This window comes from Streptomyces sp. SudanB5_2050 (assembly GCF_964272335.1).
Classification (GTDB): domain Bacteria; phylum Actinomycetota; class Actinomycetes; order Streptomycetales; family Streptomycetaceae; genus Streptomyces; species Streptomyces rochei.
This window is the reverse complement of the sequence record NZ_OZ186760.1, coordinates 6,914,286-6,939,046: the sequence shown is the minus strand read 5'-3', so window position 1 is coordinate 6,939,046 and position 24,761 is coordinate 6,914,286. Positions and strand designations below refer to the sequence as shown.

The window sequence follows — 24,761 nt, the reverse complement described above, 5'->3', positions numbered from 1 at the left end:
GAGGCTACGTCGGCGTTCCGCTTCTCGCGCACCGTCACCGGTACCCCGGGCACGGTCACCGTTACCCGGCGGGCGGGAGCCGGTACCCGGGCGGGGTCACCCGGACGCCTTCTCCTCGAAACTGGCGAAGTAGGCCGCCGCCATGTCCTCCTCGCCGTGCCCCAGCGCCGCGGCCCGCGCCAGTCGTTCGGCGCCCGCGGCGGCCAGGTCCAGGCGGACGCCGTTGGCCTCACCGGCCTCCACGATGAGCCGCGCGTCCTTCACCGCGGTGTCGACGGCGAACTGGGCGGGGGTCAGCGCGTCGTCCCGGATCATGCCCGCCTTGGCGCGCAGGTACCCCATGTCGAGCGGCCCGTCGGCGATGGCGTCGAAGAAGCCGTCCGGGTCGACGCCGAGCGCCTTGGCGAGCGCCAGGACCTCGCCGGCCGCGTTGGTGGCGGCCAGCACCCAGCTGTTGGCCACCAGCTTCAGCCGGGTGGCGCTGCCCGCCGCGGCGTCCTCGCCGGTCCACACCGTGCGCGAGCCGACGGCGTCGAACACGGGCGCGACGGCGTCCCGGGCGTCGGCCGGACCGGCGGCCAGCACCAGCAGTCGCCCGGCCTCGGCGGGCTGCCGGGTGCCCAGGACGGGCGCGTCGAAGAAGACCAGGCCGTGCTCGTCGGCGAAGGCCGCCAGGTCGGCGACCGCGTCGACGCCTGCCGTGGTGGACTGCACCCACGCGGTGCCGGGCCGCAGCCCGGGGGCGGCCTGCCGCATGACGTCGAGGACGGCCGGACCGTCGTACAGCATGGTGAGCACGGCGTCGGCGCCCCGCACCGCCTCCTCGGCGCCGCCGGCGACGTGCGCGCCGTCGGCGGCCAGCGGCTCGGCCTTGTCCCGGCTGCGGTTCCAGACGCGCACGGTGTGTCCGGCGCGCAGGAGGTTGCGGGCCATCGCGGCACCCATGATGCCGGTGCCCAGGACGCTCACGGTGAGCTGGTCGGTCATGACGTCGGCCTTCTGTCTTCGTACGGTCGGTGGCCGGGGCCGGCGGTGCGGCACCCGGTGATCAGCCTGCCATCCGGCCGGCGGCGGCGCCGGTCCGGCCACCCACGCACCCGGCGGGGGGGGGCGGCTCGGGACGCCGCGTCGGCGAACGGAGCCGGCCCGCCGACCGCACCCGCACCCGCACCCGCACCCGCACCCGCACCCGCACCCATGATCACCGGCCGGGTGCCCGGCACCCCCGGCACGCACTCCGGGGCCGCCCGGCGCGCGTCCCGTACGGTACGGCCGTGAGCTCCTTCATCGACGACACGGACGACGCCGTCCCCGGCCGCCACGGGCCCTTCGCCACGACCGAGGCCGATCCCCGGGAGGTGGGCCCGGTGCGGACCGAGTACTCCCCCGCGCACGACGGCGACCCCGATCCCGGCGAGATCGTCTGGACCTGGGTGCCCTACGAGGAGAACGACGGGCGGGGCAAGGACCGGCCGGTGCTCGTCGTCGCCCGGGAACCGGCCGGCACGCTGCTCGCCGTGCAGTTGTCCAGCAAGCGGCACGACCGGGACCGGGAATGGGTGCCGATCGGCAGCGGGCCGTGGGACCGGTCCGGGCGGGACTCCTGGGTCGACGTCGACCGGGTGCTGCGGCTGTACGACGCCGGGATGCGCCGCGAGGCGTGCGCGCTGGACCGGATGCGGTTCGACCTCGTGCGGCGGCGGCTGCGGGAGCGCTACGGCTGGAGCTGACCGGGGCGGTCCGCGCCCTCGGGGAAGGCGCGCGCGAACGCCTGGCGCACCGTGCCGCCCGGGGTGCGGTCCAGGATGCCGAAGGCCACCCGGTCGAAGGCCGCCGAGAAGCGCCCGCCGGGCCCGAGCAGCGTCCGGAACGCGCCCGCGACCTGGGCGGGGTCGTTGCGGAACACGCCGCAGCCCCAGGCCCCCAGCACCAGCCGCCGGTACCCGTGGGCGGCGGCCGTCTCCAGCACCCGCTCGGCGCGTGCCGTCAGGGCGGCCGGTAGTTCGGCGGCGCGCTCGGGGGCGGTGCGCAGGACCACGCCCGCGTTCGGCGCGGCGGAGGTGAGGAAGCCCGCCGTGTACGGCTCCTCGAGCAGGCCGCCGCGGTCGTCGCGGAAGACGGGGACGGCCGGTGAGTGGATGACGCGGTCCGTGTAGAACGGGTCCCGGTGGGCGCGGTGATGGTCGTAGAACTCGCGCGCCCTCAGCAGGCAGGTGTACAGCGCCGAGGCCCGGCACAGGGCCTCCTCCTGGGCCTGCGCGCCGTTCAGGTAGCCGCCTCCCGGATTGCGTGCGGAGGCGAAGTTGAGCACGGCGACCTCGCCGCCGAGCCTGCGGGCGGCCTCCAGGCTGCTCTCGCCGGTCACCTCGAAGACCGTGCGGACGGTGCGCACCGGGCCCGGCTCCACGGGCTCGGGCCCGTACATCCGGGTCCCCTCGCGCGCCCGGGCGACCGCGTCCGCCACGGACACCTCGCGTCCGCCGGTCGTGCGGTAGGTCCCGGCCGTGACGATCTGCTCGGTCCGCTGCGCGATGTCCCGCAGGCGCGCGCTCATGGCGACACCCCCGTGGCCGCCACGACCGCGCGCCGCGCGGTCTCCCCCGTCGTGCTCATGTGGTGATCCTGGGTGATGCTGGTGCTGCGGTGCAACGGAGTTTCCCGGCCGGGGAACGACGGGGAAAGCCCCCGGAAACGGACGGGTCGCGGAGATTTCCGAGCCGGAATGTCCCGCTGTGCACCCTTGTGCGGAGCCGCACGAGGGTCTTGGGTGGGACGAGTGTGCCGACCCGGACCACCGTGAACGGGCCGGCGACATGGTGGAATCTCAGGAGGATCCCGACATGTCCGATGCGGTAGGTGGCTGTACCCGGCCACGCACCCCTGTCACCGAGGCCGAGGTCGAGGCGCTGGTCCACGGCATCTGCTTCAAGACCGGCCCGCCCCGGCGCCTGGGCGTCGAAGTGGAATGGCTCGTCCACGAGGCGAGCGCGCCCCGGCTCCCCGTGGCGCCCGAACGACTCGAGGCGGTCTACGCCGCCCTGCGGACCGTGCCCCTCAGGTCCGCGCTGACCGTCGAACCCGGCGGCCAGTTGGAACTCAGCTCGCTGCCCGCCACCTCCCTGACGGAGTGCGTGGACGCCGTCTCCGCCGACCTCGACGCCGTCCGCGCGGTACTGCGCGAGGACGGTCTCGCCCTGGTCGGCCTCGGCCACGACCCCTGGCAGCCCACGCCCCGTCGTTTCCTGCGGCAGCCGCGCTACGACGCCATGGAGGCGTGTCTGGACCGCACCGGCCCCGCCGGGCGCTTCATGATGTGCACCTCCGCCTCCGTGCAGGTGTGCCTGGACGCCGGACACGAGGAGCCCGGCCCGCTCGGGCACGTGCGCCGCTGGTGGCTGGCCCATCACCTGGGCGCGGTCCTGCTGGCCGCGTTCGCGAACTCCCCGCTGGCCGGCGACCGGCCCACCGGCTGGCGGTCCACCCGCCAGTTGCGCTGGACGCAGATCGGCGCCGGCCGGGCCGGCGGCCCCCCGCTGGACTCCGACCCCCGCGCCGCCTGGACCCGGCACGTCCTGGACTCCCCGGTGATGTGCGTGCGCCGGGAGGCCGGCCCCTGGGAGGTGCCGGAGGACCTGACCTTCCGCGAGTGGACCCGGGGCCGCTCGCCCAGGCCACCCACCCGGGAGGACCTGGACTACCACCTGACCACGCTCTTCCCACCGGTCAGACCGCGCGGCCACCTGGAGCTGCGCATGATCGACGCGCAGCCCGGGGAGGACGGCTGGATCGTGCCGCTCGCCGTGACGGCGGCGCTGTTCGACGACCCGGAGGCCACCGAGACGGCCTACCGGGCGGTGAAGCCGCTCGCCGAGCGCACCCTCGGCCTGCCCGCCCCGCACAACCCGCTCTACCAGGACGCGGCCCGTCTCGCCCTCACCGACCCGGAGTTGCGCGAGGCCGCCGCCACCTGCTTCACCGCGGCGCTCGCCGCACTGCCCCGGATCGGGGCCGCGCCCGCGATCACGGAGGCCGTCGCCGGGTACCTGGAGCGCTACGTCCTGCGGGGCCGCTGCCCCGCCGACGACCTGCTGGAGATGCCGGACGGCGCGAGCCGTGGCCCGTACGGGAGGGAGACCCGCACATGACCGACCCCGCCGTGGACACCGCCACCGACACCGCCACCGGCCCCCGGTCGGCCGCCGGGGCCACCGCCGAGCAGCCCGCCGACGCCGAGGCGCTGCGCGAGCGGGCCCTGGCCACCCTGGTCACCGCCCGAGAGCGCACCACGCTGCTGACCAGTTGTGTGGAAGGCCCCGACCTGACCGCCCAGGTGTCGCCGCTGATGTCCCCGCTGGTGTGGGACCTGGCGCACATCGGCAACCAGGAGGAGCAGTGGCTGCTGCGCGCCGTCGCCGGGCACAAGGCGATACGGCCCGAGATAGACAGCCTCTACGACGCCTTCGAGCACCCGCGCGCCGAGCGGCCCAAGCTGCCGCTGCTCTCGCCGGAGGAGGCCCGCCGGTACGCGGCCGACGTGCGCGGACGGGCACTGGACGTGCTGGAGGGCACCGCGTTCCACGGGACCCGGCTGACGGAGGCCGGCTTCGCCTTCGGGATGATCGCCCAGCACGAGCAGCAGCACGACGAGACGATGCTCATCACGCACCAGCTCCGCAAGGGCCCGCAGGCGCTGACCGCGCCGGACCCGGACCCGGTGCCCCTGTTCACCGGCCCGGCGGAGGTCCTGGTGCCCGGCGGGCCGTTCGTGATGGGCACCTCGACCGAGCCGTGGGCCCTCGACAACGAACGGCCCGCGCACCGGCGCGAGGTGGCCTCCTTCCACCTCGACACCACTCCGGTGACCAACGGCGCGTACCAGGCGTTCATCGACGACGGCGGCTACGACGACCCGCGCTGGTGGGCGCCGGAGGGCTGGGACCACATCCGCCGGCACTCCATCACCGCCCCGCTGTACTGGCGGCGCGACGGCGGGCAGTGGCTGCGGCGGCGCTTCGGCGTCACCGAGGTGGTGCCGGCCGACGAACCGGTGGTGCACGTGTGCTGGTACGAGGCCGACGCGTACGCCCGCTGGGCCGGGCGGCGGCTGCCGACCGAGGCGGAGTGGGAGAAGGCCGCCCGGTACGACCCGGCGGGCGACCGGGTGATGCGCTACCCGTGGGGCGACGCCGACCCCGGCCCGGAGCACGCCAACCTCGGTCAGCGGCACCTGCGCCCGGCGCCCGCCGGCAGCTACCCGGCCGGTGAGTCGCCGCTCGGCGTACGGCAGTTGATCGGCGACGTCTGGGAGTGGACGTCGAGCGACTTCACCCCGTACCCGGGCTTCAGGGCCTTCCCGTACAAGGAGTACTCGGAGGTGTTCTTCGGCTCCGACCACAAGGTGCTGCGCGGCGGTTCCTTCGCCGTGGACGCGGTGGCCTGCCGGGGCACGTTCCGCAACTGGGACTATCCGATCCGGCGGCAGATCTTCTCCGGGTTCCGCACCGCCCGGTCGGCGGAGGTCTCCTGATGTGCCGTCACCTGGCCTACGTGGGGCCCCGGGAGGCGATCGGCCGGCTCGTGGTGGCGCCGCCGCACGGCCTGTACCGCCAGTCCTGGGCGCCGCGCCACCAGCGGTACGGCACGGTCAACGCCGACGGCTTCGGCGTCGGCTGGTACGCCGAGGGCGACCCGGTGCCGGCGCGGTACCGCAGGGCCGGGCCGATCTGGGCGGACCAGTCCTTCGCCGACCTGGCCCGGGTGGTGCGGACCGGCGCGCTGCTGGCCGCCGTACGGGACGCGACGCTCGCCGGCGCCGACGCGGAGGCGGCGGCGGCCCCGTTCGCCGCGGGCACCTGGCTGTTCAGCCACAACGGCGCCGTGGCCGGCTGGCCCGGTTCGCTGGCCGGGATCGCCGGGACGCTGCCGGCCGGGGACCTGCTGGACCTGGAGGCCCGCAACGACTCGGCGCTCGTGTGGGCGCTGGTGCTGGCCCGGCTGCGCGCCGGGGACGACGCGGGCCGGGCGCTCGGCGAGACGGTGACGGAGGTCGCCGCGGCGGCCCCGGCCTCCCGGCTCAACCTGCTGCTGACCGACGGCGCCACGGTCACGGCCACCACCTGGGGCGACACCCTGTGGTACCTGGCGCGGCCCGGCGGCGGCACGGTCGTCGCCTCGGAGCCGTACGACGACGACCCGCGCTGGCGGGAGGTCCCCGACCGCACCCTGCTCACGGCGAGCGGCACGGAGGTGCTGCTCACCGCCCTCAAGGACCCGGGCGGCGACGCCCTCGCAGACGCTTACGCCTCCCCGAAGGAGCCCCGCACGTGAGCCCGTTCCGTGTCACCCGCACCCTGCCCGAGGACGCCACGGACGCCGCCCTGCGCGACGACGTCCTGGCGGGGCTGACGAGCACGCCGAAGTGGCTGCCGCCGAAGTGGTTCTACGACGCGCGCGGCAGCGAGCTGTTCGAGGAGATCACCGCGCTGGACGAGTACTACCCGACCCGCGCCGAGCGGGAGATCCTGGTCGACCGGGCCGGCGAGATCGCCGCGGCGACCGGTGCCCGGACCCTGGTGGAGCTGGGCTCGGGGTCGTCGGAGAAGACGCGGTTCCTGCTCGACGCGCTGACCGGGCTGCGCGGCTATGTGCCGGTCGACGTCAGCGAGAGCGCGCTCACCCAGGCCGGACGGGCGCTCGCCGCCGAGCGCCCGGACCTGCGGGTGCACGCGCTGATCGCCGACTTCACCGCGGAACTGACGCTGCCCGACACGCCGGGCCCCCGGCTGGTGGCGTTCCTCGGCGGCACGATCGGCAACCTGCTGCCCGACGAGCGCGCCGCCTTCCTGTCCGGCGTCCGGGCCCTGCTCTCCCCCGGCGACGCCCTCCTGCTGGGCGCGGACCTGGTCAAGGACGAGCGGGTGCTGGTGCGGGCGTACGACGACGCGGCCGGGGTGACGGCGGCGTTCAACAAGAACGTGCTGTCCGTGGTCAACCGGGAGCTGGACGCCGACTTCGACCCCGCCGCCTTCGCGCACGTGGCGCTGTGGAACGCCGAACGGGAGTGGATCGAGATGCGGCTGCGCTCCCTGAGCGCGCAGACGGTCAAGATCCAGGCGCTCGACCTGGCGGTGGACTTCGCGGCCGGGGAGGAGCTGCGCACCGAGGTGTCCGCGAAGTTCCGCCGGGAGGGCGTGCACGCCGAGCTGGCGGAGGCCGGACTGGAGCCGGCCCACTGGTGGACGGACGCGGCGGGCCGGTTCGCGCTGTCGTTGAGCGTGGCGCACTGAGCGCGGGGCGCCGAGCCCGGCCGCGCGGTCGACCGGCCGCGCGGGCCGGCGGCCCGGCCGCGCGGGTCAGCGGGCGTCCAGGTCCAGGAGTTCGGTGATGCGGTCGGAGGTCCTGCGGGCCTCCGACTCCGCGTCGCTCCCGGTGAGCACCTTCGTCATGTACTCCTTGATCGGGTTGTCCGCCTCGACCGCGCCCCACCGGGGCGTACCGGGGGTCGCCCGTCCCCGGGCGGCGCCGGCCGCCATCGCGGCCACCCCCTCCTCGCCCGCGACGGCGTCGGCGAGCGATTCCTTGTTCGGGACGTAGTTCATGGTGCGGGCCAGTTCGGTGTTCCACTCGGTGCCGGCCAGCGCCTCGACGACGGCGAGGGCTCCGTCGTGTTCGTCGGTGTTCTTCGGCACGACGAGGTCCGAGCCGCCGGTGAAGACGGCGCCGGGCCGGCCGGCGGTCTTGCCCGGCACCGGGAAGAAGCCCAGCTTGCCCTGGAGCCCGGGGTTCTCCTTCAGGATGGTCTGGGCGAGGCCCGGCACGGCGACGATCTGCGCGACGCTCCCCTTGGCGAACACGCCGGCCTGCGGGGGGTGTTCCTCGTCGGCGTCGACCGGGCCGTCGCCCAGGGCCTGCAGCTCGCGGTAGAAGTCCATGCCGCGCAGGGCGGCCTCGGAGTCCAGGGTGCCCCGCCAGGTACCGCCCTCCTCCACGGCCAGTTCGCCGCCCTCCTCCCAGATGAAGCCGGAGAGCGTGTACCAGTCCTGGCCGGCCAGGTAGATGCCCTGGGTGCCGCCCGAGTCGAGCTTCTCGGTGACGGTGAGCCACTCCTCGCGGGTGCGGGGCGGCTCGTCGACCCCGGCCCGCTCGAACAGGTCCTTGCGGTAGATGACCACGCGGTTGGCGGCGTACCAGGGGATGCCGTACTGCTGGGACATCCACTTGCCCGGTTCGGCGAGGCCGGGCAGCCAGTCCTCCATCCCCCAGTCCCGCATCGACTCCAGGGTCAGGTCCTGGAGCCGGCCGCCCTCGGCGTACTGGGGGACCTGGGTGTTGCCCACCTCGATGACGTCGGGTCCGTCGGTGCCGTCGGCCTTGAGGGCGGCCTGCACCTTGTCGCCGATCCCGGTCCACTCCTGGATCCGGACGTCGAGGTCGAGGTCGGGGTGCGCGCGCTCGAAGTCCTCGGTGAACCGCTTCAGGAAGTCGTCGGAGGCGCTGCCCTTCATCAGCCAGAGGGTGACGGCACGTCGCTCGCCCCCGTCCTCCTGCGACATCAGACCGCAGCCGCTGAGCAGGGAGGCGGATACGCAAGCGAGGGCGAGGAGGCGACGTCTCACGGAGGGTCCTTCTGTCTGACGCACAGGGCGCGGACGCGGACACGGGTGTCCTGCGCACGCGAAGGGTGACCCGACGTGGGGGACGAGCCCGAAGCTCGAACGGGTGTGATGTCAGGGATTTTGGTATGTACCAATGCGGAGGTCAAGGGGTGACCGTCGGTTGCCCCGCCGGGCTCCGACGCCTCGCGCCGCGTCGCGGCTTGGGGCACGGTGGAAGGACACGGCACACCGCCGCCCCGCGGAAGGGAGCACCCGCATGTCGAACCACACCTACCGGGTCACCGAGATCGTCGGCACCTCGCCCGACGGCGTCGACCAGGCCGTCCGCAACGGCATCGAGCGTGCCTCGCGGACGCTGCGCAAGCTGGACTGGTTCGAGGTGACGCAGGTGCGCGGTCAGATCGAGGAGGGACGGGTCGCGCACTGGCAGGTCGGCCTGAAGCTCGGCTTCCGCCTGGAGGAGACGGACTGACGGCGGCGGGACCGCGCGCTCAGGTGCGGCCCTCGCGCTCCTGGGCCACCCGCAGCTCGGCGGACCGGGCCGCCCACCGCGCCCGGACCACGGTGAAACCGGCCCGTTCGGCGTCGTCGCAGACCAGTTCGTCGTCGTCCACCAGGACCCTGATCTCGCGGGTGCGCGCGAGCCGTCGCAGGATCTCCAGCTTGGTGCGCCGGGCGGGCCGCCGGTCGGCGTCGCCCCGCATGTGCACGGGCCCGTCCGGCAGACCGTGGGCGGACAGCCAGTCGAGCGTGTCGCGCCGGCAGCGCTCGGGACGCCCGGTCAGATAGACGATCTCGCACTCCTCGGCGCTCTCCCGCACCAGCGCGACGCCCTCCGCCAGCGGCGCGTCGTGCGGCGCGGCGGCGAAGAACGCGTCCCAGTCGCGGGGGCGGCGCTCCAGGAACCGCTGCCGGTGCGCGGTGTCGGCGAGGGTGTTGTCCAGGTCGAACACGGCCACCGGAGGCTTGTCGGTGCGGGTCATCCGCCCACCCTAGAACGGCTGCCGGGAATCCTGGCGCCGCGCGGGCGTTAAACCCGGTGTGAGTTCAGTGATCGCGTCCACCCGCCTCTCCGTCCTCGACCGCTCCCGCGTCCGCGAGGGACACACCGCCGCCGAGGCGCTGCGCGACACCGTGGCGCTGGCCCGGGAGGCGGAGCGGCTTGGCTACCACCGGTTCTGGGTGGCGGAGCACCACGGCGTGCCCGGCGTGGCCGGTTCGGCGCCGACCGTGCTGGCCGCCGCGGTCGCCGGTGCCACCCGCCGCATCCGGGTCGGCACGGGCGGCGTGATGCTGCCCAACCACCGGCCGCTGGTCGTCGCCGAGCAGTTCGGCGTGCTGGAGTCGCTCTTCCCCGGACGGATCGACATGGGGCTGGGCCGCTCGGTGGGCTTCACCGACGGCGTGCGCCGGGCGCTGGGCCGGGACAAGGAGGACGCCGAGGACTTCGACGCCCAACTGGCCGAGCTGCTCGGCTGGTTCCGGGGCACCTCCCCGACCGGCGTGCACGCCCGCCCGGCGGAGGGGCTGACCGTGCCGCCGTTCGTGCTGGCCATGGGCGAGGGCGCGGCCGTCGCGGCCCGGGCGGGACTGCCGATGGTCATCGGGGACCTGCGCGACCGCGAGCGGATGCTGCGCGGCATCGAGCGCTACCGCGCCGGGTTCCGCCCCTCCGAGTGGAGCGCGGAGCCGTACGTCGTCGTGTCCGGCACGATCGCGGTGGCCGACAGTCCCGAGGCGGCCCGGCGGCTGCTGCTGCCGGAGTCCTGGTCCATGGCGCGGGCACGCACCCGCGGTTCCTTCCCGCCCCTGCCCCCGGCCGAGGAGGTCGAGGGGCGGCCGATGACCGCCAAGGAGCGCGACCTGTACGAGTCGGGTCTCGCCGGGCACCTGGCCGGCACCGAGGAACAGGTCGCCGAGGCGCTGGAGTCGCTGATCGGGGCGACGGGCGCGCAGGAGGTCCTGGTGACCACGAGCACCTACGACCGCGGGGCCCTGCTGGACTCCTACCGGCGGCTCGCCCGCGTCACCGGCAGGGAGCCGGTCGCCGTCCCGGCGTAGAATCGCGGGGTTTGTCCCCTCCCCCGGTTCCGGCCCGGGGCCGAAGAGCGTACGGAGTTCCCCGCGATGCACAGCCCCCACGATCCGTACGTCCGGGTGCGCGACGCCCGTGAGCACAACCTCAGGGGCGTGGACGTGGACATCCCCCGCGACACGGTGGCGGTGTTCACCGGTGTCTCGGGGTCGGGGAAGTCGTCGCTGGCCTTCGGGACGGTGTACGCGGAGGCGCAGCGGCGCTACTTCGAATCGGTCGCGCCGTACGCGCGCCGGCTGATCCACCAGGTCGGCGCCCCGAAGGTCGGCGAGATCACGGGCCTCCCGCCGGCCGTCTCCCTCCAGCAGCGCCGCACGGCGCCGACGTCCCGTTCGTCGGTCGGCACGGTCACCAACCTCTCCAACTCCCTGCGGATGCTCTTCTCCCGGGCCGGCGACTATCCGCCGGGCGCGCCGCGGCTCGACTCGGACGCCTTCTCGCCGAACACGGCGGCCGGGGCGTGCCCGGAGTGCCACGGCCTCGGGCGGGTGCACCGTACGACCGAGGAGCTGCTGGTCCCGGACCCCTCGCTGTCGATCCGGGACGGTGCGATCGCCGCCTGGCCGGGCGCCTGGCAGGGCAAGAACCTGCGGGACGTCCTCGACGCGCTCGGGTACGACGTGGACCGGCCCTGGCGCGAGCTGCCGGCCGAGCAGCGTGAGTGGATCCTGTTCACGGACGAGCAGCCGGTGGTCACGGTGCACCCGGTGCGGGAGGCGGGCCGCATCCAGCGGCCGTACCAGGGCACGTACACGAGCGCCCGCCGCTATGTGCTCAAGACCTTCTCGGACACCAGGAGCGCCACGCTGCGGGCGAAGGCGGAGCGCTTCCTGACCAGTGAGCCCTGTCCCGTCTGCGGCGGCGGGCGGCTGCGGCCCGAGGCCCTGGCGGTGACCGTCGGCGGACGCACCGTCGCCGAGCTGGCCGCGCTGCCGCTGACCGAACTCGCCGGGGCGCTGCCGACGGACGGAGAGACGGCCCGGGTGCTCACCGCGGACCTCACCGCCCGGATCGCGCCCGTCGTCGAGCTGGGCCTCGGCTATCTGAGCCTGGACCGCCCCACGCCCACGCTGTCGGCGGGCGAGCTGCAGCGGCTGCGGCTGGCGACGCAGCTGCGCTCCGGCCTGTTCGGCGTGGTCTACGTCCTGGACGAGCCGTCGGCGGGGCTGCACCCGGCGGACACCGAGGCGCTGCTGACGGTGCTGGAACGGCTCAAGGCGGCGGGCAACTCGGTGTTCGTGGTCGAGCACCACCTCGCGGTGATGCGCGGCGCCGACTGGATCGTGGACGTGGGCCCGCGGGCGGGCGAGCACGGCGGGCGGGTGCTCTACAGCGGTCCCGTCGACGGGCTGGCCGGCGTGGCGGAATCCGCGACGGCCCGTCACCTCTTCGACCGCTCCCCCGCTCCCGTCCGCACGCCGCGCACCCCGCGGGGCTCGGTGACCGTCGGCCCGGTCGTCCGGCACAACCTGCGCGGTGTGACCGCCCGCTTCCCGCTGGGCGCGCTCACCGCGGTGACGGGCGTGTCCGGCTCCGGGAAGTCGACGCTCATCGGCGAGATCACCGAGGAGCTGCCGGGGGTGGGCCGGCTCGTCTCGGTCGACCAGCGGCCGATCGGACGCACCCCGCGCTCCAACCTGGCGACGTACACGGGACTGTTCGACGTGGTGCGCAAGGTCTTCGCCGCCACGGACGAGGCGCGCGAGCGGGGTTACGGCGTCGGCCGCTTCTCCTTCAACGTGTCCGGGGGCCGCTGCGAGACCTGCCAGGGCGAGGGATTCGTCAGCGTGGAGCTGCTGTTCCTGCCCAGCACGTACACGCCGTGCCCGGACTGCGGCGGGGCGCGCTACAACCCCCCGACGCTGGAGGTCGCGTACCGGGGGCGGAACATCGCCGAGGTGCTGGACCTGACGGTGGAGGGCGCCGCGGAGTTCTTCGCGGACACGCCCGCGGTCGCGCGCAGCCTCGCCGCCCTGCTCGACGTGGGGCTGGGCTACCTGCGGCTCGGTCAGCCGGCGACGGAGCTGTCCGGCGGGGAGGCGCAGCGCATCAAGCTGGCGAGCGAACTGCAGCGGGGGCGGCGCGGGCACACCCTGTACCTCCTCGACGAGCCCACGACCGGGCTGCATCCGGCGGACGTCGAGGTGCTGATGCGGCAGCTGCACGGGCTGGTGGACGCGGGGCACACCGTGGTCGTCGTGGAGCACGACATGACCGTGGTGGCGGGCGCCGACCACGTCGTCGACCTCGGGCCGGGCGGCGGTGAGGCGGGCGGCCGGATCGTCGCCGAGGGTTCCCCGGCGGAGGTGGCGCGGGCCGACGGGAGCGCCACGGCGCGGTATCTGGCCGAGGCGCTGCACGGTGGGGGGCGCCGGTGAAGCCGGGCCACCGGCGCCCCGCCCCGCGGTGAGGGGCGCGGAGGGCTACTCGCGGCCCGGCCGCCTCTCGTCGTCGAGGCGTGCCGACTCGTCGTCGAACCGCGCCGCGTCGTCGTCGAAGCGCTCCGTCTCCGCCTCGATCCGCTCCTTGCGCACCCGGCCGCGCACCACCTCGTCCTCGACGTGCTCCTCGGTGACCATCCGGACGCGCTCCACCGGGACCGTCTCCGTCTCCACGACGGGGCGCTCCTCGTGCAGCGTGACCTCGTGCTCGGCCTCGCTGATCTCCGGGCCGGCCAGCGCGTCACCGCGGTTGGCGTCGGTGATCGGCTCGCGCTCCACCCGGACTTCCTCGTGGCTCACCGGAACGGTCTGCTGGACCTCTTCCGTCACCACGTACTTGCGCAGCCTGGCCCGGCCCGACTCACGCCGTTCGACGCCGACGTGCATCTGCTCCTCGGAGCGGGTCATGGCGTCGTCGCCGCGCATGCCGGTGCGGTCCGCGCCTTCCTGACGGCCGGTCATGCCGCCCGCCGTACCGGCGGTGCCGGCCATGCCGGCCGTGCCCGCGGCTCCCGCCGCTCCCGCGGCCGAGGCGGTGCCGGCCGGTCCGGGGCCGGCGGCGAAGCGGCCGTCGTCGGTGCGCTCGGCCTCCGAGAGCACGCTGTCCCAGTTGATGCCGTAGTAGTCGTAGAGCCGGTGCTCTTCCGACTCGGACAGATGGCCGCCCGCGTCGACGTCGACATTGGGTGCGTCCTTGACCTGCTCCTTGCGGTAGGGGACCTCCAGGTGGTCCTGCACCACCGCGGCGTCGCGGATGGGGATGAAGGACTCGTTGGAGCCGAACATCCCCGTCTTGACGCTCACCCACTCGGGGCGCCCCGTCATGTCGTCGAAGAAGACGTGCTTGGCGTCGCCGATCTTGTTGCCGTCCCCGTCGTAGACCGGATGGTCCAGGACGTTGGCGATCTCTTCACGGGTGATCATCTGGCATCACCCTCCTTCCGGAGTGCCTGCCTTCCGGATGTCCGCATCAGAAGCAGAAAAACGGAACATAAGTCACAAAGTACGCATACTTTTCGAGTGTGCTTTCCCCGGGTGACCGCGGCCCGGCGGCTCCGCGGCCCCGGCGAGCGACCGGCGGTCGCGGTACCGGCCGGGCGGCAGGGCCGGGAGCACCTCGACCTCCGCGGTCAGGCCCCGTGCCGACGCCACCCGCCACAGCGAGGCGAGCAGGGTGTCCTCGCCCACGAACGCGGGTGCCGTGCTCACCGTCCGCTCCCCGCCCCGGTAGCCGATGCGGACCGGCTGGACCGGCACCCCCGCGTCCAGGGCGGCCTGGAACACGGCCCGGCGGAACCGGCCCTGCGCCCGGCCGCACCAGGTGCTGCCCTCGGGGAAGGCCGCGACCGCGGCGCCCTCCCGCAGCGCCCTCGTGACGGCGGCGACCGTGCCGGGCAGGGCCCGCAACCGGTCCCGTTCGATGAACAGCACGCCCGCGCGCGCGGCGAGCGGTCCCGCCACCGGCCAGCGCCGGACCTCGCTCTTGGCCAGCATCCGGGCGGGGCGCACGGCGGCGAGCAGCGGGATGTCGAGCCAGGAGACGTGGTTGGCCACGAGCAGCAGCCCCCCGGAGGGGGCGGCGGCGCCCGTGAACCGCACCCGGACGCCGGCGGCCCGCACGATCCACCGGCACCAGCAGCGCACCAGTGCGGCCGGGGCGCGGCCGCGCAGCGGCGTGAGGGCGACCGCGACGCCGGCGAGCAGCAGTACGGCGACCCCGGTGAGCCGCAGTACCGCGCGCGGCAGGGTCCGGGCGGCCGGGAGCGGTTCCACGCAGGTCCCCGGGGTGCAGGGGGCGGTGGGCAGCCAGGCGTTCATCAGGCCGGGACGAGGGAGAGGAAGTGCCGCAGGTAGCGCGGGTCGACCCGGTTCATCGGCAGCAGCACGTACAGGTCGGCGACGCCGAAGTCCACGTCGTGCGCCGGCTCGCCGCAGACCCAGGCGCCGAGGCGCAGATAGCCGCGGAGCAGGGCGGGCAGCTCGGTGCGGCCGGCGGGCACCGACGCGGCGCGCGGGACCCAGGGGAGCAGCGGCCGCACCCGGTACTCCTCGGGCGCCAGGTGCTTGGCGCGGACCCGGTTCCAGGTACCGGCGGCGAGGGCGCCGCCGTCGGCGAGCGGGACGGAGCAGCAGCCCGCCAGCCACTCGTGGCCCCGTTCGGTCATGTAGCGGGCTATGCCGGCCCAGATCAGCCCGACGACGGCGCCGTCGCGGTGGTCGGGGTGGACGCAGGAGCGGCCGACCTCGACCAGGCCGGGCCGGATGGCGTCCAGCGCCGCGAGGTCGAACTCGCTCTCCGCGTAGAGCCGTCCGGCGACCTCGGCCCGCTCGGGCGGCAGCAGCCGGTAGGTGCCGACGACCTGCCCGGTCGTCTCCTCGCGCACCAGCAGGTGGTCGCAGTACGCGTCGAAGGGGTCGATGTCGTACCCGGGCTGCGGGCTCGCCAGCAGGGCGCCCATCTCTCCGGCGAAGACGTCGTGGCGCAGCCGCTGCGCGGCCCGCACGTCCTCCTCGTCCCGGGCGAGGGTCACGGTGTAGCGGCGGGGGGAGGCGGGCTTCGGGGGGCGGTCTGCGGTCAGTACGCCGGTCATGGGTGCTCTCCTGGGGCGGTCCACTGGACGCGGGGCGGTCCGCCACAGTTCTTCCGACGCCGGCTGTACTGCGCGTGACCGGCGCCGGGAGAGCGGGTGTGCGCTTGCTGAATGCCGGGCGCGCATGCGAGACGGGGCCGGGAGGAGCACCTCTCCCGGCCCCGCCCGTCCGCACCTTCCGGCGAACGTCCGTGGGGCTACTTCCCGGCCGCCTTGCGCGTGGCCCGCAGCCACTCCTTGTTCATGCTGGTGATGGAGACCAGCGGGATGCCCTTGGGGCAGGCCGTCGCGCACTCGCCGGTGAGCGTGCAGCCGCCGAAGCCCTCGTCGTCCATCTGCGCCACCATGTCCAGCACCCGGGTCTCCCGCTCGGGCGCGCCCTGCGGCAGCACGTTCAGGTGGTTCACCTTCGCGGAGGTGAAGAGCATCGCCGCGCCGTTCGGGCAGGCGGCGACGCACGCGCCGCAGCCGATGCACTCGGCGTGCTCGAAGGCGAAGTCCGCGTCCGGCTTCGGCACCGGCGTGGCGTGGGCCTCGGGGGCGGCACCGGTCGGCGCGGTGATGTAGCCGCCGGCCTGGATGATGCGGTCGAAGGCCGAGCGGTCGACGACCAGATCCTTCACGACCGGGAAGGCGGCGGCCCGCCACGGCTCGACGTCGATGGTGTCACCGTCCTTGAAGGACCGCATGTGCAGCTGGCAGGTGGTGGTGCGCTCGGGGCCGTGGGCGTCGCCGTTGATGACCAGCGAGCAGGCGCCGCAGATGCCCTCGCGGCAGTCGTGGTCGAAGGCGACCGGCTCCTCGCCCTCGAGGATCAGCTCCTCGTTGAGGGTGTCGAGCATCTCCAGGAAGGACATGTCGGGCGAGATGCCGTCCACCTCGTACGTGGACATGGCACCTTCGGCGTCGGCGTTCTTCTGCCGCCAGACGCGCAGGGTGAGCTTCATGCGTAGCTCCGCTGGGTGGGGTGGACGTACTCGAAGACCAGGTCTTCCTTGTGCAGGGTGGGGGCCTCGCCGGTGCCGGTGAACTCCCAGGCGGCGGCGTAGGCGAACTCGTCGTCCTTGCGGGCCGCCTCGCCGTCCGGGGTCTGGGACTCCTCGCGGAAGTGGCCGCCGCAGGACTCGGAGCGGTGCAGCGCGTCGAGGCACATCAGCTCGGCCAGCTCCAGGTAGTCGACGATGCGGTTGGCCTTCTCCAGCGACTGGTTGAACTCCTCGCCGGTGCCGGGCACCTTGATCCGCCGCCAGAACTCCTCGCGGATCTGCGGGATGCGCTCCAGGGCCTTGCGCAGTCCGGCGTCGGAGCGGGCCATGCCGCAGAACTCCCACATCAGCTCGCCCAGTTCACGGTGGAAGGAGTCCGGGGTGCGGTCGCCGTCGACCGACAGCAGCAGGTTGAGCCGGTCCTCGGTCTCGGCCAGCACCTCCTGGACCACCGGGTGGTCGGCGTCGACCTCCTCCTTGTGCGGGTTGCGGGCGAGGTAGTCGTTGATGGTGGCCGGGAGGACGAAGTACCCGTCGGCCAGGCCCTGCATCAGCGCGGAGGCGCCGAGCCGGTTGGCGCCGTGGTCGGAGAAGTTGGCCTCACCGATGGCGAACAGGCCGGGGACGGTGGTCTGCAGGTCGTAGTCGACCCACAGTCCGCCCATCGTGTAGTGCACGGCGGGGTAGATCCGCATCGGCACCCGGTACGGGTCCTCGTCGGTGATCCGCTGGTACATGTCGAAGAGGTTGCCGTACTTCGCCTCGACGGCCTTGCGGCCCATGCGCTCGATCGCGTCGGCGAAGTCCAGGTACACGCCCTGGCCGCCGGGGCCGACGCCCCGGCCCTCGTCGCAGACGTTCTTCGCGGCGCGGGAGGCGATGTCGCGGGGCACCAGGTTGCCGAAGGACGGGTAGATGCGCTCCAGGTAGTAGTCGCGCTCGTCCTCGGGGATCTTGTTCGGCGGCCGGTCGTCGCCCTTGGCCTTCGGCACCCAGATCCGGCCGTCGTTGCGCAGTGACTCGCTCATCAGCGTCAGCTTGGACTGGTGGTCGCCGGTGCGCGGGATGCAGGTCGGGTGGATCTGGGTGAAGCAGGGGTTGGCGAAGTACGCGCCACGCCGGTGCGCCCGCCAGACGGCGGTCGCGTTGGAGTTCATGGCGTTGGTCGACAGGTAGAAGACGTTGCCGTACCCGCCGCTCGCCAGGACCACCGCGTCCGCGAAGTAGGTGTCGATCTTGCCGGTGATCAGGTCCCGGGCGACGATGCCGCGCGCCCGGCCGTCCACGACGATCAGGTCCAGCATCTCGGTGCGCGGGTGCATCTCGATGTTGCCGGCCGCGATCTGCCTGCTGAGCGCCTGGTAGGCGCCGAGCAGCAGCTGCTGGCCCGTCTGGCCGCGGGCGTAGAAGGTGCGGGAGACCTGGACGCCGCCGAAGGAGCGGGTGTCGAGCAGGCCGCCGTACTCGCGGGCGAAGGGCACGCCCTGGGCCACGCACTGGTCGATGATCTCGACGGAGATCTGCGCGAGCCGGTGCACGTTGGACTCGCGGGAGCGGAAGTCGCCGCCCTTGACGGTGTCGTAGAAGAGGCGGTGGACGGAGTCGCCGTCGTTGCGGTAGTTCTTCGCGGCGTTGATGCCGCCCTGCGCGGCGATGGAGTGGGCCCGGCGCGGGGAGTCCTGGTAGCAGAACTGGACGACGCGGTAGCCCTGCTCGGCCAGGGTCGCGCCGGCCGAGCCGCCCGCGAGACCGGTGCCGACGACGATGACGGTCTGCTTGCGCCGGTTGGCGGGGTTGACCAGCTTCGCCTCGAAACGGCGCGTGTCCCAGCGCTCGTTGACCGGCCCGGACGGGGCCTTGGTGTCGGCGATCGGCTCACCGGTCGTGTAGTCGGCGTAGGTTGTCATGTCAGCTCACCACTCCGGTCATGACGCCCACGGGTACGGCGACGAAGCCGATCGTGAGCAGCAGCGCGAGGACGTTCGCGGTCGTCTTCAGGGCGCGGTCGCGGGTACGGCTGCCGGCGCCGAGGGTCTGGGCGGCGGACCAGAAGCCGTGCCGGATGTGCAGGCCGAGGGCGAGCATCGCGACGATGTAGATCGTGTTGCCGTACCAGGTGGAGAAGGTGTCCACGACGTTCTGGTAGGGCTTGCCGGTCTCGAAGCCGCCGGAGTGCACCGTGCCGGTGGTCAGGTCCAGGATGTGCCAGACGATGAACAGGCCGAGGATGATCCCGCCCCAGCGCATGGTCCGCGTCGCGTAGTCGGCCCGCTTCCTCTTGTGCACGTACTTGCTGGGCCGCGCCTTGATGCCGCGGCGGCTGAGCTGGAACGCGGAGACGGCGTGGGCGACGACGGCCACGACCAGCACCACGCGGATCAGCCACAGCGTCCACTCGTAGTGCATGAACGGCTCGCCGACCGTGCGCAGCCAGTGGGCGTACTCGTTGAACTCCGTGGTCCCGAAGAAGATCTTCAGGTTTCCGATCATGTGGGCGACCAGGTAGAGCAGCATGACGAGACCGCTGACCGCCATCACTGTCTTCTTGCCGACGGTCGAGTCCCACACGGTGCGCGCCATGGACGGCCGTCGGTCCGTCCGCGTTGCCAGAGCCATGTCACAAGACGCTACGGGGACGAGGGGCCATCGGTCCAAGACATGGTCCGCCTCGTTTCCATAGGCTCTCCCTATCGCCCGGTTACGCTGGGGGCATGCAGTTGCAGCAGCTCCAGTACTTCGTCGCGGTCGCCGAGACCCGGCACTTCACCCGGGCCGCGGAGACCGTGCACGTGGCGCAGCCCTCGCTGTCCCAGCAGATCAGAGCGCTGGAGCGGGAGCTGGGCGCCGACCTGTTCCTGCGGGCGCGCGGCAACATCACGCTCACCGACGCCGGGGAGGCCCTGCTCCCGCTGGCCCGGCGCATCCTGGCCGACGCGGACACCGCCCGGCACGAGGTGCTGGAGCTGGTGCAGCTGCGGCGCGGGCGGGTCCGACTGGGCGCCACCCCGAGCCTGTGCACCGGGCTGCTGCCCGACGTGCTGCGCGCGTTCCACGACCGGTATCCCGGCATCCGGCTCATGATCGAGGAGAGCGGCTCGCACGATCTGGTGCGCGAGCTGGCGCGGGGCGCCCTCGACCTGGCGCTGGTGGTGCTCCCGCTGCCCACCGCCTCCCCGGCGCTGACCACGGTGGAGCTGCTGCGGGAGGACCTGGTGGTGGTGTCGTCACCGGAGTCACCCCGGCCGGGCGGCGGCCGGCGCGCCGTGCGCATCGCGGACCTGGAGGGCGAGCGGCTGGTGATGTTCCGGCACGGCTACGACCTGCGGGAGCTGACCGTGGCGGCGTGCCGCGCGGAGGGTTTCGAACCGGACTTCGCCGTGGAGGGCGGGGAGATGGACGCGGTGCTGGGGTTCGTGCGGGCGGGGCTGGGGATGGCGGTGGTGCCCCGGATGGTGGCGGCGCGGTCGGGGCGGGGGCTGCGGGTCACTCCGCTGGCCCGGCCGGGACTGTCCCGGACGATCGCGCTGGCGCACCGCAGTGACGTGGCTCCGCCCCGGGCGGCTCGGGAGCTGCAGCGGATGCTGTTGGAGCGGTGACGGTCTCGCTGGGCGCAGGCAGTCGGAGCGGTGACGGTCCCCCTGAGCGGAGGCAGTCGGAGCGGTGACGGCCCCCCTGGGCGCAGGCAGGGCCCGGCGGCGCCGTGGGATGGGCGTTCGCCGAGGTGCCGCGACCCGTGGCGGCGTACGCCCACGCGTCGCGGCCGCACCGTCTCACAGCCCCGCCCCCGAAGGGGGCGCTCCCCTAGGCGCCGGTGATCAGGCACCCCGGGGAGCTACGCCGTGGCGTCGACCAGCGCCAGTTCGTGCAGCCGCTCCGGCGGGCCCGGGCGGGCGTAGTACCAGCCCTGCGCCGTGTCGCAGCCGAGTATGCGGAGCTGCTCGGCCTGGGCGCCGGTCTCCACGCCCTCCACCGTGACCGTGAGGTCGAGGCTGTGGGCGAGGGAGACGATGCCCTCGACGATCTTGAGGTCGACGGGGTCGGCGGGGAACCGCTGCATGCTCTGGGTGAAGGAGCGGTCCAGCTTGAGGACGCTGACCGGGAGCCGGCGCAGGTTGGCGAGGTTCGAGTACCCGGTGCCGAAGTCGTCGAGGGCGATGTCGACGCCCATCTCGGCCAGCCGGCGCAGCGGCTTCAGCAGGTCGTCGTCGGCGCCGATCAGGGCGGACTCCGTCACCTCCAGGCACAGCGCGTCCGGGGCGACGCCCGTGCGCTCCAGGATGTCGACGGTGTCCTGGACCAGCCCGGGGTGGGTGAGCTGGCAGGGCGAGAGGTTGACGTTGATGCGCAGCGGACCGGCGGAGGTCGTCCCGCCGTACCGCTCCCGCCAGAGGCGGGCCTGCCGCACGGACTGCTCCAGGACCCAGCGGCCCAGGGGCACGATCAGCCCCGTGCGCTCGGCGAGCGGGATGAAGCGGTCCGGGCCGAGCACGCCGTGCTGCGGGTGCAGCCAGCGCACCAGTGCCTCGGCGCCGCGCACACTGCCGTCGCCGAGGTGGACCAGCGGCTGGTACTCGATGAAGAACTCGCCGCGCTCCAGGGCCGCGGGCAGCGCGGTCGTCAGCCCGTGCCGGGTGATGACGCGGGCGTCGGCCTCCGGGTCGGCCAGCTCGAAGCGGTTGCCGCCCGCCGACTTGGCCCGGTACATGGTGATGTCCGCGCTGCGCAGCACCTCCGCCGGGCTGCGCTCCCCCGCCGGGCCCTCGACGATGCCGATGCTGCCGCGCACGGTCAGTTCGCGGCCGTCGACGCTGATCGGGGCGTGCAGCGCGTTCATGATGCGCCCGGCGAGTTCGTCGACCTCGTGCCGGGTGTCGGGCCCGGTGGTCAGGGCCACGAACTCGTCGCCGCCGAGCCGGGCGACCATCTCGCCGGGTGCGGTGGCACAGGACTGCAGACGGTCGGCGACCTCCACGAGGAGACGGTCGCCGGCCGCGTGGCCGAGGCTGTCGTTGACGGCCTTGAAGCCGTCGAGGTCCAGGTAGCACAGGCCGAAGCGCTGTCCCGGTCCCGCGTTCAGGGCCTTCTCCAGGCGTTCGAAGAAGAAGCTGCGGTTGGGCAGTCCGGTCAGCGCGTCGTGCGTGGCCTCGTAGCGCAGCCGCAGGTTGAGCAGCCGGCGCTCGGTGGTGTCCTCCATCAGCGCGAGCTGGTACTGCGGCGTGCCGTCGGCGTCGCGCAGCAGGGAGACGGTGAGGTTGGTCCACAGGACGGTGCCGTCGGGCCGGTAGAAGGCCTTCTCCACGTGGTAGTGCTCGCGCTCGCCGCGGACCAGCTCCTCGTAGAGCCGCCAGGTCTGGGGCGCGTCGTCGGGGTGCGACCACTCGCGGACCCTGCGTCCGCGCATCGTGCGCTCGGTGATGCCGAACATGCGGGTCAACGCCCCGTTGACCTGGAGGATGTTGCCGTCCAGGTCGGCGATGCCGATGCCTATGGCGGCGCCCTCGAAGACCGCCCGGAAGCGGGCCTCGCTGGCGTGCAGCGCCTCGGCGACCACGCCCTGCGCCTTCAGCGCGGCCTGTGCGATGGCCTCCTGTTCGGCCAGCGTCCGGGCCCGCAGCGCTCCGGCGAAGCCGGCCGCCATGGCGTGCTGGAGCCGGGCCGAGCGGGCCCGCAGGTCCTCGGGGTCGCCGTCCTCGCCGCAGTAGAGCACCAGATAGGCGTCCACGCAGTCCAGGGTCCGGGCGAGCGCCTCGGGATCGGTGCAGTGGGAGTCGACGAGCGCGGCGCCGACCGCTCGGGCCTCGTCGGCGTCGAAGCCCCGGGCCCGCAGCGCCGCACTGAGTCTGCGGGCCAGCGGGAGCAGTTGCTCCTCGAACTCGGGCCGGGTCGACGACGTGGAGGTCACCGGGAACACGGCCCGGCTCCAGATCGTCGCGAACCGGCGCAGTCTGTCCTCCGGTCCGCCCGGCTGTGCCGTCACGCCGTACGCCCCACGCCGGCGAACCCCGAGAACGCGTACGGGTCCTCGTCCTCCGGCTCCCCCTCGGGCCGCCAGCGCGGCATCGGAACCAGTCCGGGTTCCACCATGTCGTACCCCTCGAAGAAGCGCGCGATCTCCTCGCGCGAGCGCATGATCAGCGGGTTTCGGATGTCCTTGTACACGTCCACCGCGCCCGAGGCCCGCTCGGCGGGCAGCGGAACACCCTCGTACGAGGCGTGCGTGAGGACGAGCATGCTGCCGGGCGCCAGGGCGCCGCTCAACTCGGCCACCGCACCGTACGGGTCGTCCGCGTCCTCCACGAAGTGCAGTATGGCAACCAGCAGCAGGGCCACCGGCCGATTCAGGTCGATCAGCCGCTCCACCTGGGGGCTGGCGAGGATGTCGTGCGGCTTCAGGAGGTCGGCGGCCACCACGCCCGCGTCGTCGTGGCCCGCCAGGACCGCCTCGCTGTGGGCCACCGCGACCGGGTCGTGGTCGACGTACACGACGCGGGAGCCGGGGCGGCTGCGCGCGGCCACCTCGTGGACGTTGCCGAAGGTGGGGATGCCGGAGCCGATGTCCAGGAACTGGTCGATGCCCTCGGCTGCCGCGAAGCGCACGGCGCGGCGCATGAACGCCCGGTTCGCCTGCATGATCTTGGGGAGGCCCGGCATGAACTCCATGGCCCTGCGGGCCGCTTCCCGGTCGACCTCGAAGTTGTGCGAACCGCCCAGGTAGAAGTCGTACATCCGGGACACGCTGGGCACCGAGATGTCGATGCTGCGAGGGGCCCAGGCGGGACGCTCCATCTGGCTCTCCAAGGCGTTGGCGATCCGGTGTTCGAGCTGAGGCTACTGATCGTCCGCCAAACGGGCGAGTCCAAACGGAAATTGACCGTCCGTTCCCGGTCACTGCCTGGGGCACGTGCCAGGCGCCGGGGGCGCCCCGGTCACGCCGCGGCACGCGAACGGGGCCGCCCCCTCCGCCTGGGTGCGGAGAGGACGGCCCTCGGGCCGGGCGCCGGAGCGTGACGGGCGGGAGGCCGCTACTTCTTCGGCGCGCCGACCGGCTTGCCGTCGGGCGAGACGGCGTACCACGTGCCGCCGACGCCCTGACCGTTGGTGTCGCCGGGCTTCTCGTCACCGGCGAAGGTGTAGATCGGCCAGCAGTCGACCGTCTGCTGCTCGGCGCCGTCGGGCCGGGTGAAGGTCATCAGGTCCTTCTTGACGACGCCCTCGGTGTCGTTCGGCTCCACGGGTGCCACCACCGGCCACTTCTCCAGGCAGGCGCCGGTGCAGGCCGACACGGGCTTCGGCCAGGCCTCGTCCTTCATGAAGCGGTAGACGGTCATCCCGTTCTTGTCGACGACGATCTCGCCGAGCTTCGGGTCGTTCCGGGTGGACAGTCCGGGCGCGTCGTCGGCCTGGGCCTTCTTGCCGTCGGCGGCCAGCGCGAACCACTTGCCGCCCACCCCTTGGCCCTTGACGTCGCCGGCGGCGGTGTCCTTGGCGTAGCGGTAGGCCGGCCAGCCGCCGATGGTGAGCTGCTTGGTGCCGTCGGGCCGGGTGACCTCGCCCAGCAGCTTCTCGTCGATGCCCTCGCCGGCCAGCGCGTCGTCGGCGGCCACGGGCGGCCAGGCGGCGGCGCAGTCGTTCTCGCAGGTCGTCTTGGGCGGCTCGGCGGTGTCGGCGTCGAACCGGTACAGGGTGCGTCCCGCTCCGTCGGTCACCAGCTCACCGATCTCGGCGTCGGTGGTGACGGACAGCTTGCCCGCGGGCTGGGGCGCCTTCGCCGACGCCTGCGCTCCGGCGCCGTTGCCGGTGCCCTGTCCCGCGCCGGCCCCGGCTCCGATGTCGCCGACGTCACCGGGCGCGGCCGTGGCGCCCACGTTCTGGCTGCCGGTGGCGCCGCCGCCGTCCTGGCCGCACGCCGTCGTCAGGGCCAGCACCACCGCGGCGCTCGCCACGAGTGAGGCGCTCCGCCAGGAGGTCTTCATCGTCAATCCCCGATCGTCACGAAGGTGTTGGGGCGGCTGCGCGCCGCCGCACGACACTGG

General features: G+C 73.6%; 22 protein-coding genes. 9 read left to right on the top strand and 13 right to left on the bottom strand.

What is annotated here, in order from left to right; genetic code table 11:
• Positions 1 to 96: 96 nt before the first annotated feature.
• Complete coding sequence (locus tag ACFZP7_RS30365; RefSeq protein ID WP_031015993.1) at positions 97 to 987, bottom strand: NAD(P)-dependent oxidoreductase; 891 nt, start codon at positions 985 to 987, stop codon at positions 97 to 99.
• 287 nt (positions 988 to 1,274) lie between these two features.
• Here ACFZP7_RS30365 and ACFZP7_RS30360 point away from each other — a divergent pair, with 287 nt between their 5' ends.
• A complete protein-coding gene (locus ACFZP7_RS30360; protein WP_127440616.1) occupies positions 1,275 to 1,730 on the top strand; it encodes a type II toxin-antitoxin system PemK/MazF family toxin in 456 nt (151 codons plus the stop codon).
• Here ACFZP7_RS30360 and ACFZP7_RS30355 read toward each other — a convergent pair.
• Positions 1,715 to 2,554: a TIGR02452 family protein gene (locus ACFZP7_RS30355; RefSeq protein ID WP_385637109.1), complete on the bottom strand. Its 840-nt coding sequence runs from the start codon at positions 2,552 to 2,554 to the stop codon at positions 1,715 to 1,717. The genes ACFZP7_RS30360 and ACFZP7_RS30355 overlap by 16 nt on opposite strands.
• 286 nt (positions 2,555 to 2,840) lie before the next feature.
• Between ACFZP7_RS30355 and egtA the strand changes: the two genes are divergently transcribed.
• From egtA to egtD, 4 genes are read left to right on the top strand one after another with little or no spacing between them, the layout of a single operon-like run.
• The gene (egtA, locus tag ACFZP7_RS30350; protein ID WP_385637106.1) at positions 2,841 to 4,145 is read left to right on the top strand and encodes an ergothioneine biosynthesis glutamate--cysteine ligase EgtA; all 1,305 of its coding nucleotides are present in this window, start codon (positions 2,841 to 2,843) and stop codon (positions 4,143 to 4,145) included.
• Entirely contained in the window at positions 4,142 to 5,527 is a 1,386-nt protein-coding gene (egtB, locus tag ACFZP7_RS30345; protein WP_385637103.1) for an ergothioneine biosynthesis protein EgtB, read from the top strand. The genes egtA and egtB overlap by 4 nt, the downstream gene beginning before the upstream one ends.
• Positions 5,527 to 6,327, top strand: a complete 801-nt coding sequence (gene egtC / locus ACFZP7_RS30340) for an ergothioneine biosynthesis protein EgtC (RefSeq protein ID WP_385637100.1) — start codon at positions 5,527 to 5,529, stop codon at positions 6,325 to 6,327. Before egtB ends, egtC begins: the two co-directional genes overlap by 1 nt.
• Complete coding sequence (gene egtD / locus ACFZP7_RS30335; protein ID WP_385637097.1) at positions 6,324 to 7,286, top strand: L-histidine N(alpha)-methyltransferase; 963 nt, start codon at positions 6,324 to 6,326, stop codon at positions 7,284 to 7,286. Before egtC ends, egtD begins: the two co-directional genes overlap by 4 nt.
• Before the next feature lie 66 nt (positions 7,287 to 7,352).
• On the opposite strand, the gene ACFZP7_RS30330 is transcribed toward egtD, so the two are convergent.
• The gene (locus ACFZP7_RS30330) at positions 7,353 to 8,615 is read right to left on the bottom strand and encodes an extracellular solute-binding protein (RefSeq protein ID WP_385637094.1); all 1,263 of its coding nucleotides are present in this window, start codon (positions 8,613 to 8,615) and stop codon (positions 7,353 to 7,355) included.
• Positions 8,616 to 8,871: 256 nt separating this feature from the next.
• On the opposite strand from ACFZP7_RS30330, the gene ACFZP7_RS30325 reads away from it, so the two are divergent.
• Positions 8,872 to 9,087, top strand: coding sequence for a dodecin (locus ACFZP7_RS30325; protein WP_019330446.1), 216 nt, complete (start codon positions 8,872 to 8,874; stop codon positions 9,085 to 9,087).
• A gap of 19 nt (positions 9,088 to 9,106) precedes the next feature.
• Here ACFZP7_RS30325 and ACFZP7_RS30320 read toward each other — a convergent pair whose 3' ends face one another.
• Positions 9,107 to 9,598, bottom strand: coding sequence for an HAD family acid phosphatase (locus tag ACFZP7_RS30320; RefSeq protein WP_030978043.1), 492 nt, complete (start codon positions 9,596 to 9,598; stop codon positions 9,107 to 9,109).
• A 58-nt stretch (positions 9,599 to 9,656) separates the two neighbouring features.
• On the opposite strand from ACFZP7_RS30320, the gene ACFZP7_RS30315 reads away from it, so the two are divergent.
• Positions 9,657 to 10,676 carry an LLM class flavin-dependent oxidoreductase gene (locus ACFZP7_RS30315; protein WP_385637092.1) on the top strand — a complete coding sequence of 340 codons (1,020 nt, stop codon included), beginning with the start codon at positions 9,657 to 9,659 and terminating at the stop codon, positions 10,674 to 10,676.
• Between the two features lie 66 nt (positions 10,677 to 10,742).
• Positions 10,743 to 13,088, top strand: a complete 2,346-nt coding sequence (locus ACFZP7_RS30310) for an ATP-binding cassette domain-containing protein (protein ID WP_385637089.1) — start codon at positions 10,743 to 10,745, stop codon at positions 13,086 to 13,088.
• Positions 13,089 to 13,133: 45 nt separating this feature from the next.
• On the opposite strand, the gene ACFZP7_RS30305 is transcribed toward ACFZP7_RS30310, so the two are convergent.
• The 6 genes from ACFZP7_RS30305 to ACFZP7_RS30280 form a co-directional block, all read right to left on the bottom strand.
• The gene (locus ACFZP7_RS30305; RefSeq protein ID WP_355513452.1) at positions 13,134 to 14,075 is read right to left on the bottom strand and encodes a PRC and DUF2382 domain-containing protein; all 942 of its coding nucleotides are present in this window, start codon (positions 14,073 to 14,075) and stop codon (positions 13,134 to 13,136) included.
• A gap of 72 nt (positions 14,076 to 14,147) precedes the next feature.
• Positions 14,148 to 14,969 (bottom strand): 1-acyl-sn-glycerol-3-phosphate acyltransferase, encoded by an 822-nt coding sequence (locus ACFZP7_RS30300; protein ID WP_086876671.1) that lies wholly within the window; start codon positions 14,967 to 14,969, stop codon positions 14,148 to 14,150.
• Positions 14,969 to 15,742: a GNAT family N-acetyltransferase gene (locus ACFZP7_RS30295; RefSeq protein WP_031016006.1), complete on the bottom strand. Its 774-nt coding sequence runs from the start codon at positions 15,740 to 15,742 to the stop codon at positions 14,969 to 14,971. Before ACFZP7_RS30295 ends, ACFZP7_RS30300 begins: the two co-directional genes overlap by 1 nt.
• Positions 15,743 to 15,939: 197 nt before the next feature.
• Entirely contained in the window at positions 15,940 to 16,689 is a 750-nt protein-coding gene (locus ACFZP7_RS30290; protein WP_019330439.1) for a succinate dehydrogenase/fumarate reductase iron-sulfur subunit, read from the bottom strand.
• Positions 16,686 to 18,635: a fumarate reductase/succinate dehydrogenase flavoprotein subunit gene (locus ACFZP7_RS30285; RefSeq protein WP_127432198.1), complete on the bottom strand. Its 1,950-nt coding sequence runs from the start codon at positions 18,633 to 18,635 to the stop codon at positions 16,686 to 16,688. Before ACFZP7_RS30285 ends, ACFZP7_RS30290 begins: the two co-directional genes overlap by 4 nt.
• Before the next feature lies 1 nt (position 18,636).
• A complete protein-coding gene (locus tag ACFZP7_RS30280; RefSeq protein ID WP_125773358.1) occupies positions 18,637 to 19,308 on the bottom strand; it encodes a succinate dehydrogenase in 672 nt (223 codons plus the stop codon).
• A 131-nt stretch (positions 19,309 to 19,439) separates the two neighbouring features.
• Between ACFZP7_RS30280 and ACFZP7_RS30275 the strand changes: the two genes are divergently transcribed.
• The gene (locus tag ACFZP7_RS30275) at positions 19,440 to 20,324 is read left to right on the top strand and encodes a LysR family transcriptional regulator (RefSeq protein ID WP_019330436.1); all 885 of its coding nucleotides are present in this window, start codon (positions 19,440 to 19,442) and stop codon (positions 20,322 to 20,324) included.
• Positions 20,325 to 20,560: 236 nt separating this feature from the next.
• Here ACFZP7_RS30275 and rmdA read toward each other — a convergent pair whose 3' ends face one another.
• The 3 genes from rmdA to ACFZP7_RS30260 form a co-directional block, all read right to left on the bottom strand.
• Entirely contained in the window at positions 20,561 to 22,705 is a 2,145-nt protein-coding gene (gene rmdA, locus ACFZP7_RS30270) for a cyclic Di-GMP phosphodiesterase RmdA (protein WP_127432197.1), read from the bottom strand.
• On the bottom strand, positions 22,702 to 23,514 hold the full coding sequence (locus tag ACFZP7_RS30265; RefSeq protein WP_046248266.1) for an SAM-dependent methyltransferase: 813 nt from the start codon (positions 23,512 to 23,514) through the stop codon (positions 22,702 to 22,704). Before ACFZP7_RS30265 ends, rmdA begins: the two co-directional genes overlap by 4 nt.
• Before the next feature lie 236 nt (positions 23,515 to 23,750).
• On the bottom strand, positions 23,751 to 24,701 hold the full coding sequence (locus ACFZP7_RS30260; protein ID WP_086878766.1) for an SCO0930 family lipoprotein: 951 nt from the start codon (positions 24,699 to 24,701) through the stop codon (positions 23,751 to 23,753).
• Between the last annotated feature and the right edge of the window lie 60 nt (positions 24,702 to 24,761).

What these genes read in the sequence shown, in the direction of transcription:
- egtB (WP_385637103.1), top strand. Translation starts at nt 4,142, where the DNA reads ATGACCGACCCCGCCGTGGACACCGCCACCGACACCGCCACCGGCCCC.
- ACFZP7_RS30305 (WP_355513452.1), bottom strand. Translation starts at nt 14,075, where the DNA reads ATGATCACCCGTGAAGAGATCGCCAACGTCCTGGACCATCCGGTCTAC.
- ACFZP7_RS30310 (WP_385637089.1), top strand. Translation starts at nt 10,743, where the DNA reads ATGCACAGCCCCCACGATCCGTACGTCCGGGTGCGCGACGCCCGTGAG.
- egtC (WP_385637100.1), top strand. Translation starts at nt 5,527, where the DNA reads ATGTGCCGTCACCTGGCCTACGTGGGGCCCCGGGAGGCGATCGGCCGG.
- ACFZP7_RS30290 (WP_019330439.1), bottom strand. Translation starts at nt 16,689, where the DNA reads ATGAAGCTCACCCTGCGCGTCTGGCGGCAGAAGAACGCCGACGCCGAA.
- ACFZP7_RS30365 (WP_031015993.1), bottom strand. Translation starts at nt 987, where the DNA reads ATGACCGACCAGCTCACCGTGAGCGTCCTGGGCACCGGCATCATGGGT.
- ACFZP7_RS30295 (WP_031016006.1), bottom strand. Translation starts at nt 15,742, where the DNA reads ATGACCGGCGTACTGACCGCAGACCGCCCCCCGAAGCCCGCCTCCCCC.
- ACFZP7_RS30265 (WP_046248266.1), bottom strand. Translation starts at nt 23,514, where the DNA reads ATGGAGCGTCCCGCCTGGGCCCCTCGCAGCATCGACATCTCGGTGCCC.
- egtA (WP_385637106.1), top strand. Translation starts at nt 2,841, where the DNA reads ATGTCCGATGCGGTAGGTGGCTGTACCCGGCCACGCACCCCTGTCACC.
- ACFZP7_RS30355 (WP_385637109.1), bottom strand. Translation starts at nt 2,554, where the DNA reads ATGAGCGCGCGCCTGCGGGACATCGCGCAGCGGACCGAGCAGATCGTC.
- ACFZP7_RS30280 (WP_125773358.1), bottom strand. Translation starts at nt 19,308, where the DNA reads ATGGCGCGCACCGTGTGGGACTCGACCGTCGGCAAGAAGACAGTGATG.
- ACFZP7_RS30260 (WP_086878766.1), bottom strand. Translation starts at nt 24,701, where the DNA reads ATGAAGACCTCCTGGCGGAGCGCCTCACTCGTGGCGAGCGCCGCGGTG.
- ACFZP7_RS30325 (WP_019330446.1), top strand. Translation starts at nt 8,872, where the DNA reads ATGTCGAACCACACCTACCGGGTCACCGAGATCGTCGGCACCTCGCCC.
- ACFZP7_RS30300 (WP_086876671.1), bottom strand. Translation starts at nt 14,969, where the DNA reads ATGAACGCCTGGCTGCCCACCGCCCCCTGCACCCCGGGGACCTGCGTG.
- ACFZP7_RS30275 (WP_019330436.1), top strand. Translation starts at nt 19,440, where the DNA reads ATGCAGTTGCAGCAGCTCCAGTACTTCGTCGCGGTCGCCGAGACCCGG.
- ACFZP7_RS30285 (WP_127432198.1), bottom strand. Translation starts at nt 18,635, where the DNA reads ATGACAACCTACGCCGACTACACGACCGGTGAGCCGATCGCCGACACC.
- ACFZP7_RS30320 (WP_030978043.1), bottom strand. Translation starts at nt 9,598, where the DNA reads ATGACCCGCACCGACAAGCCTCCGGTGGCCGTGTTCGACCTGGACAAC.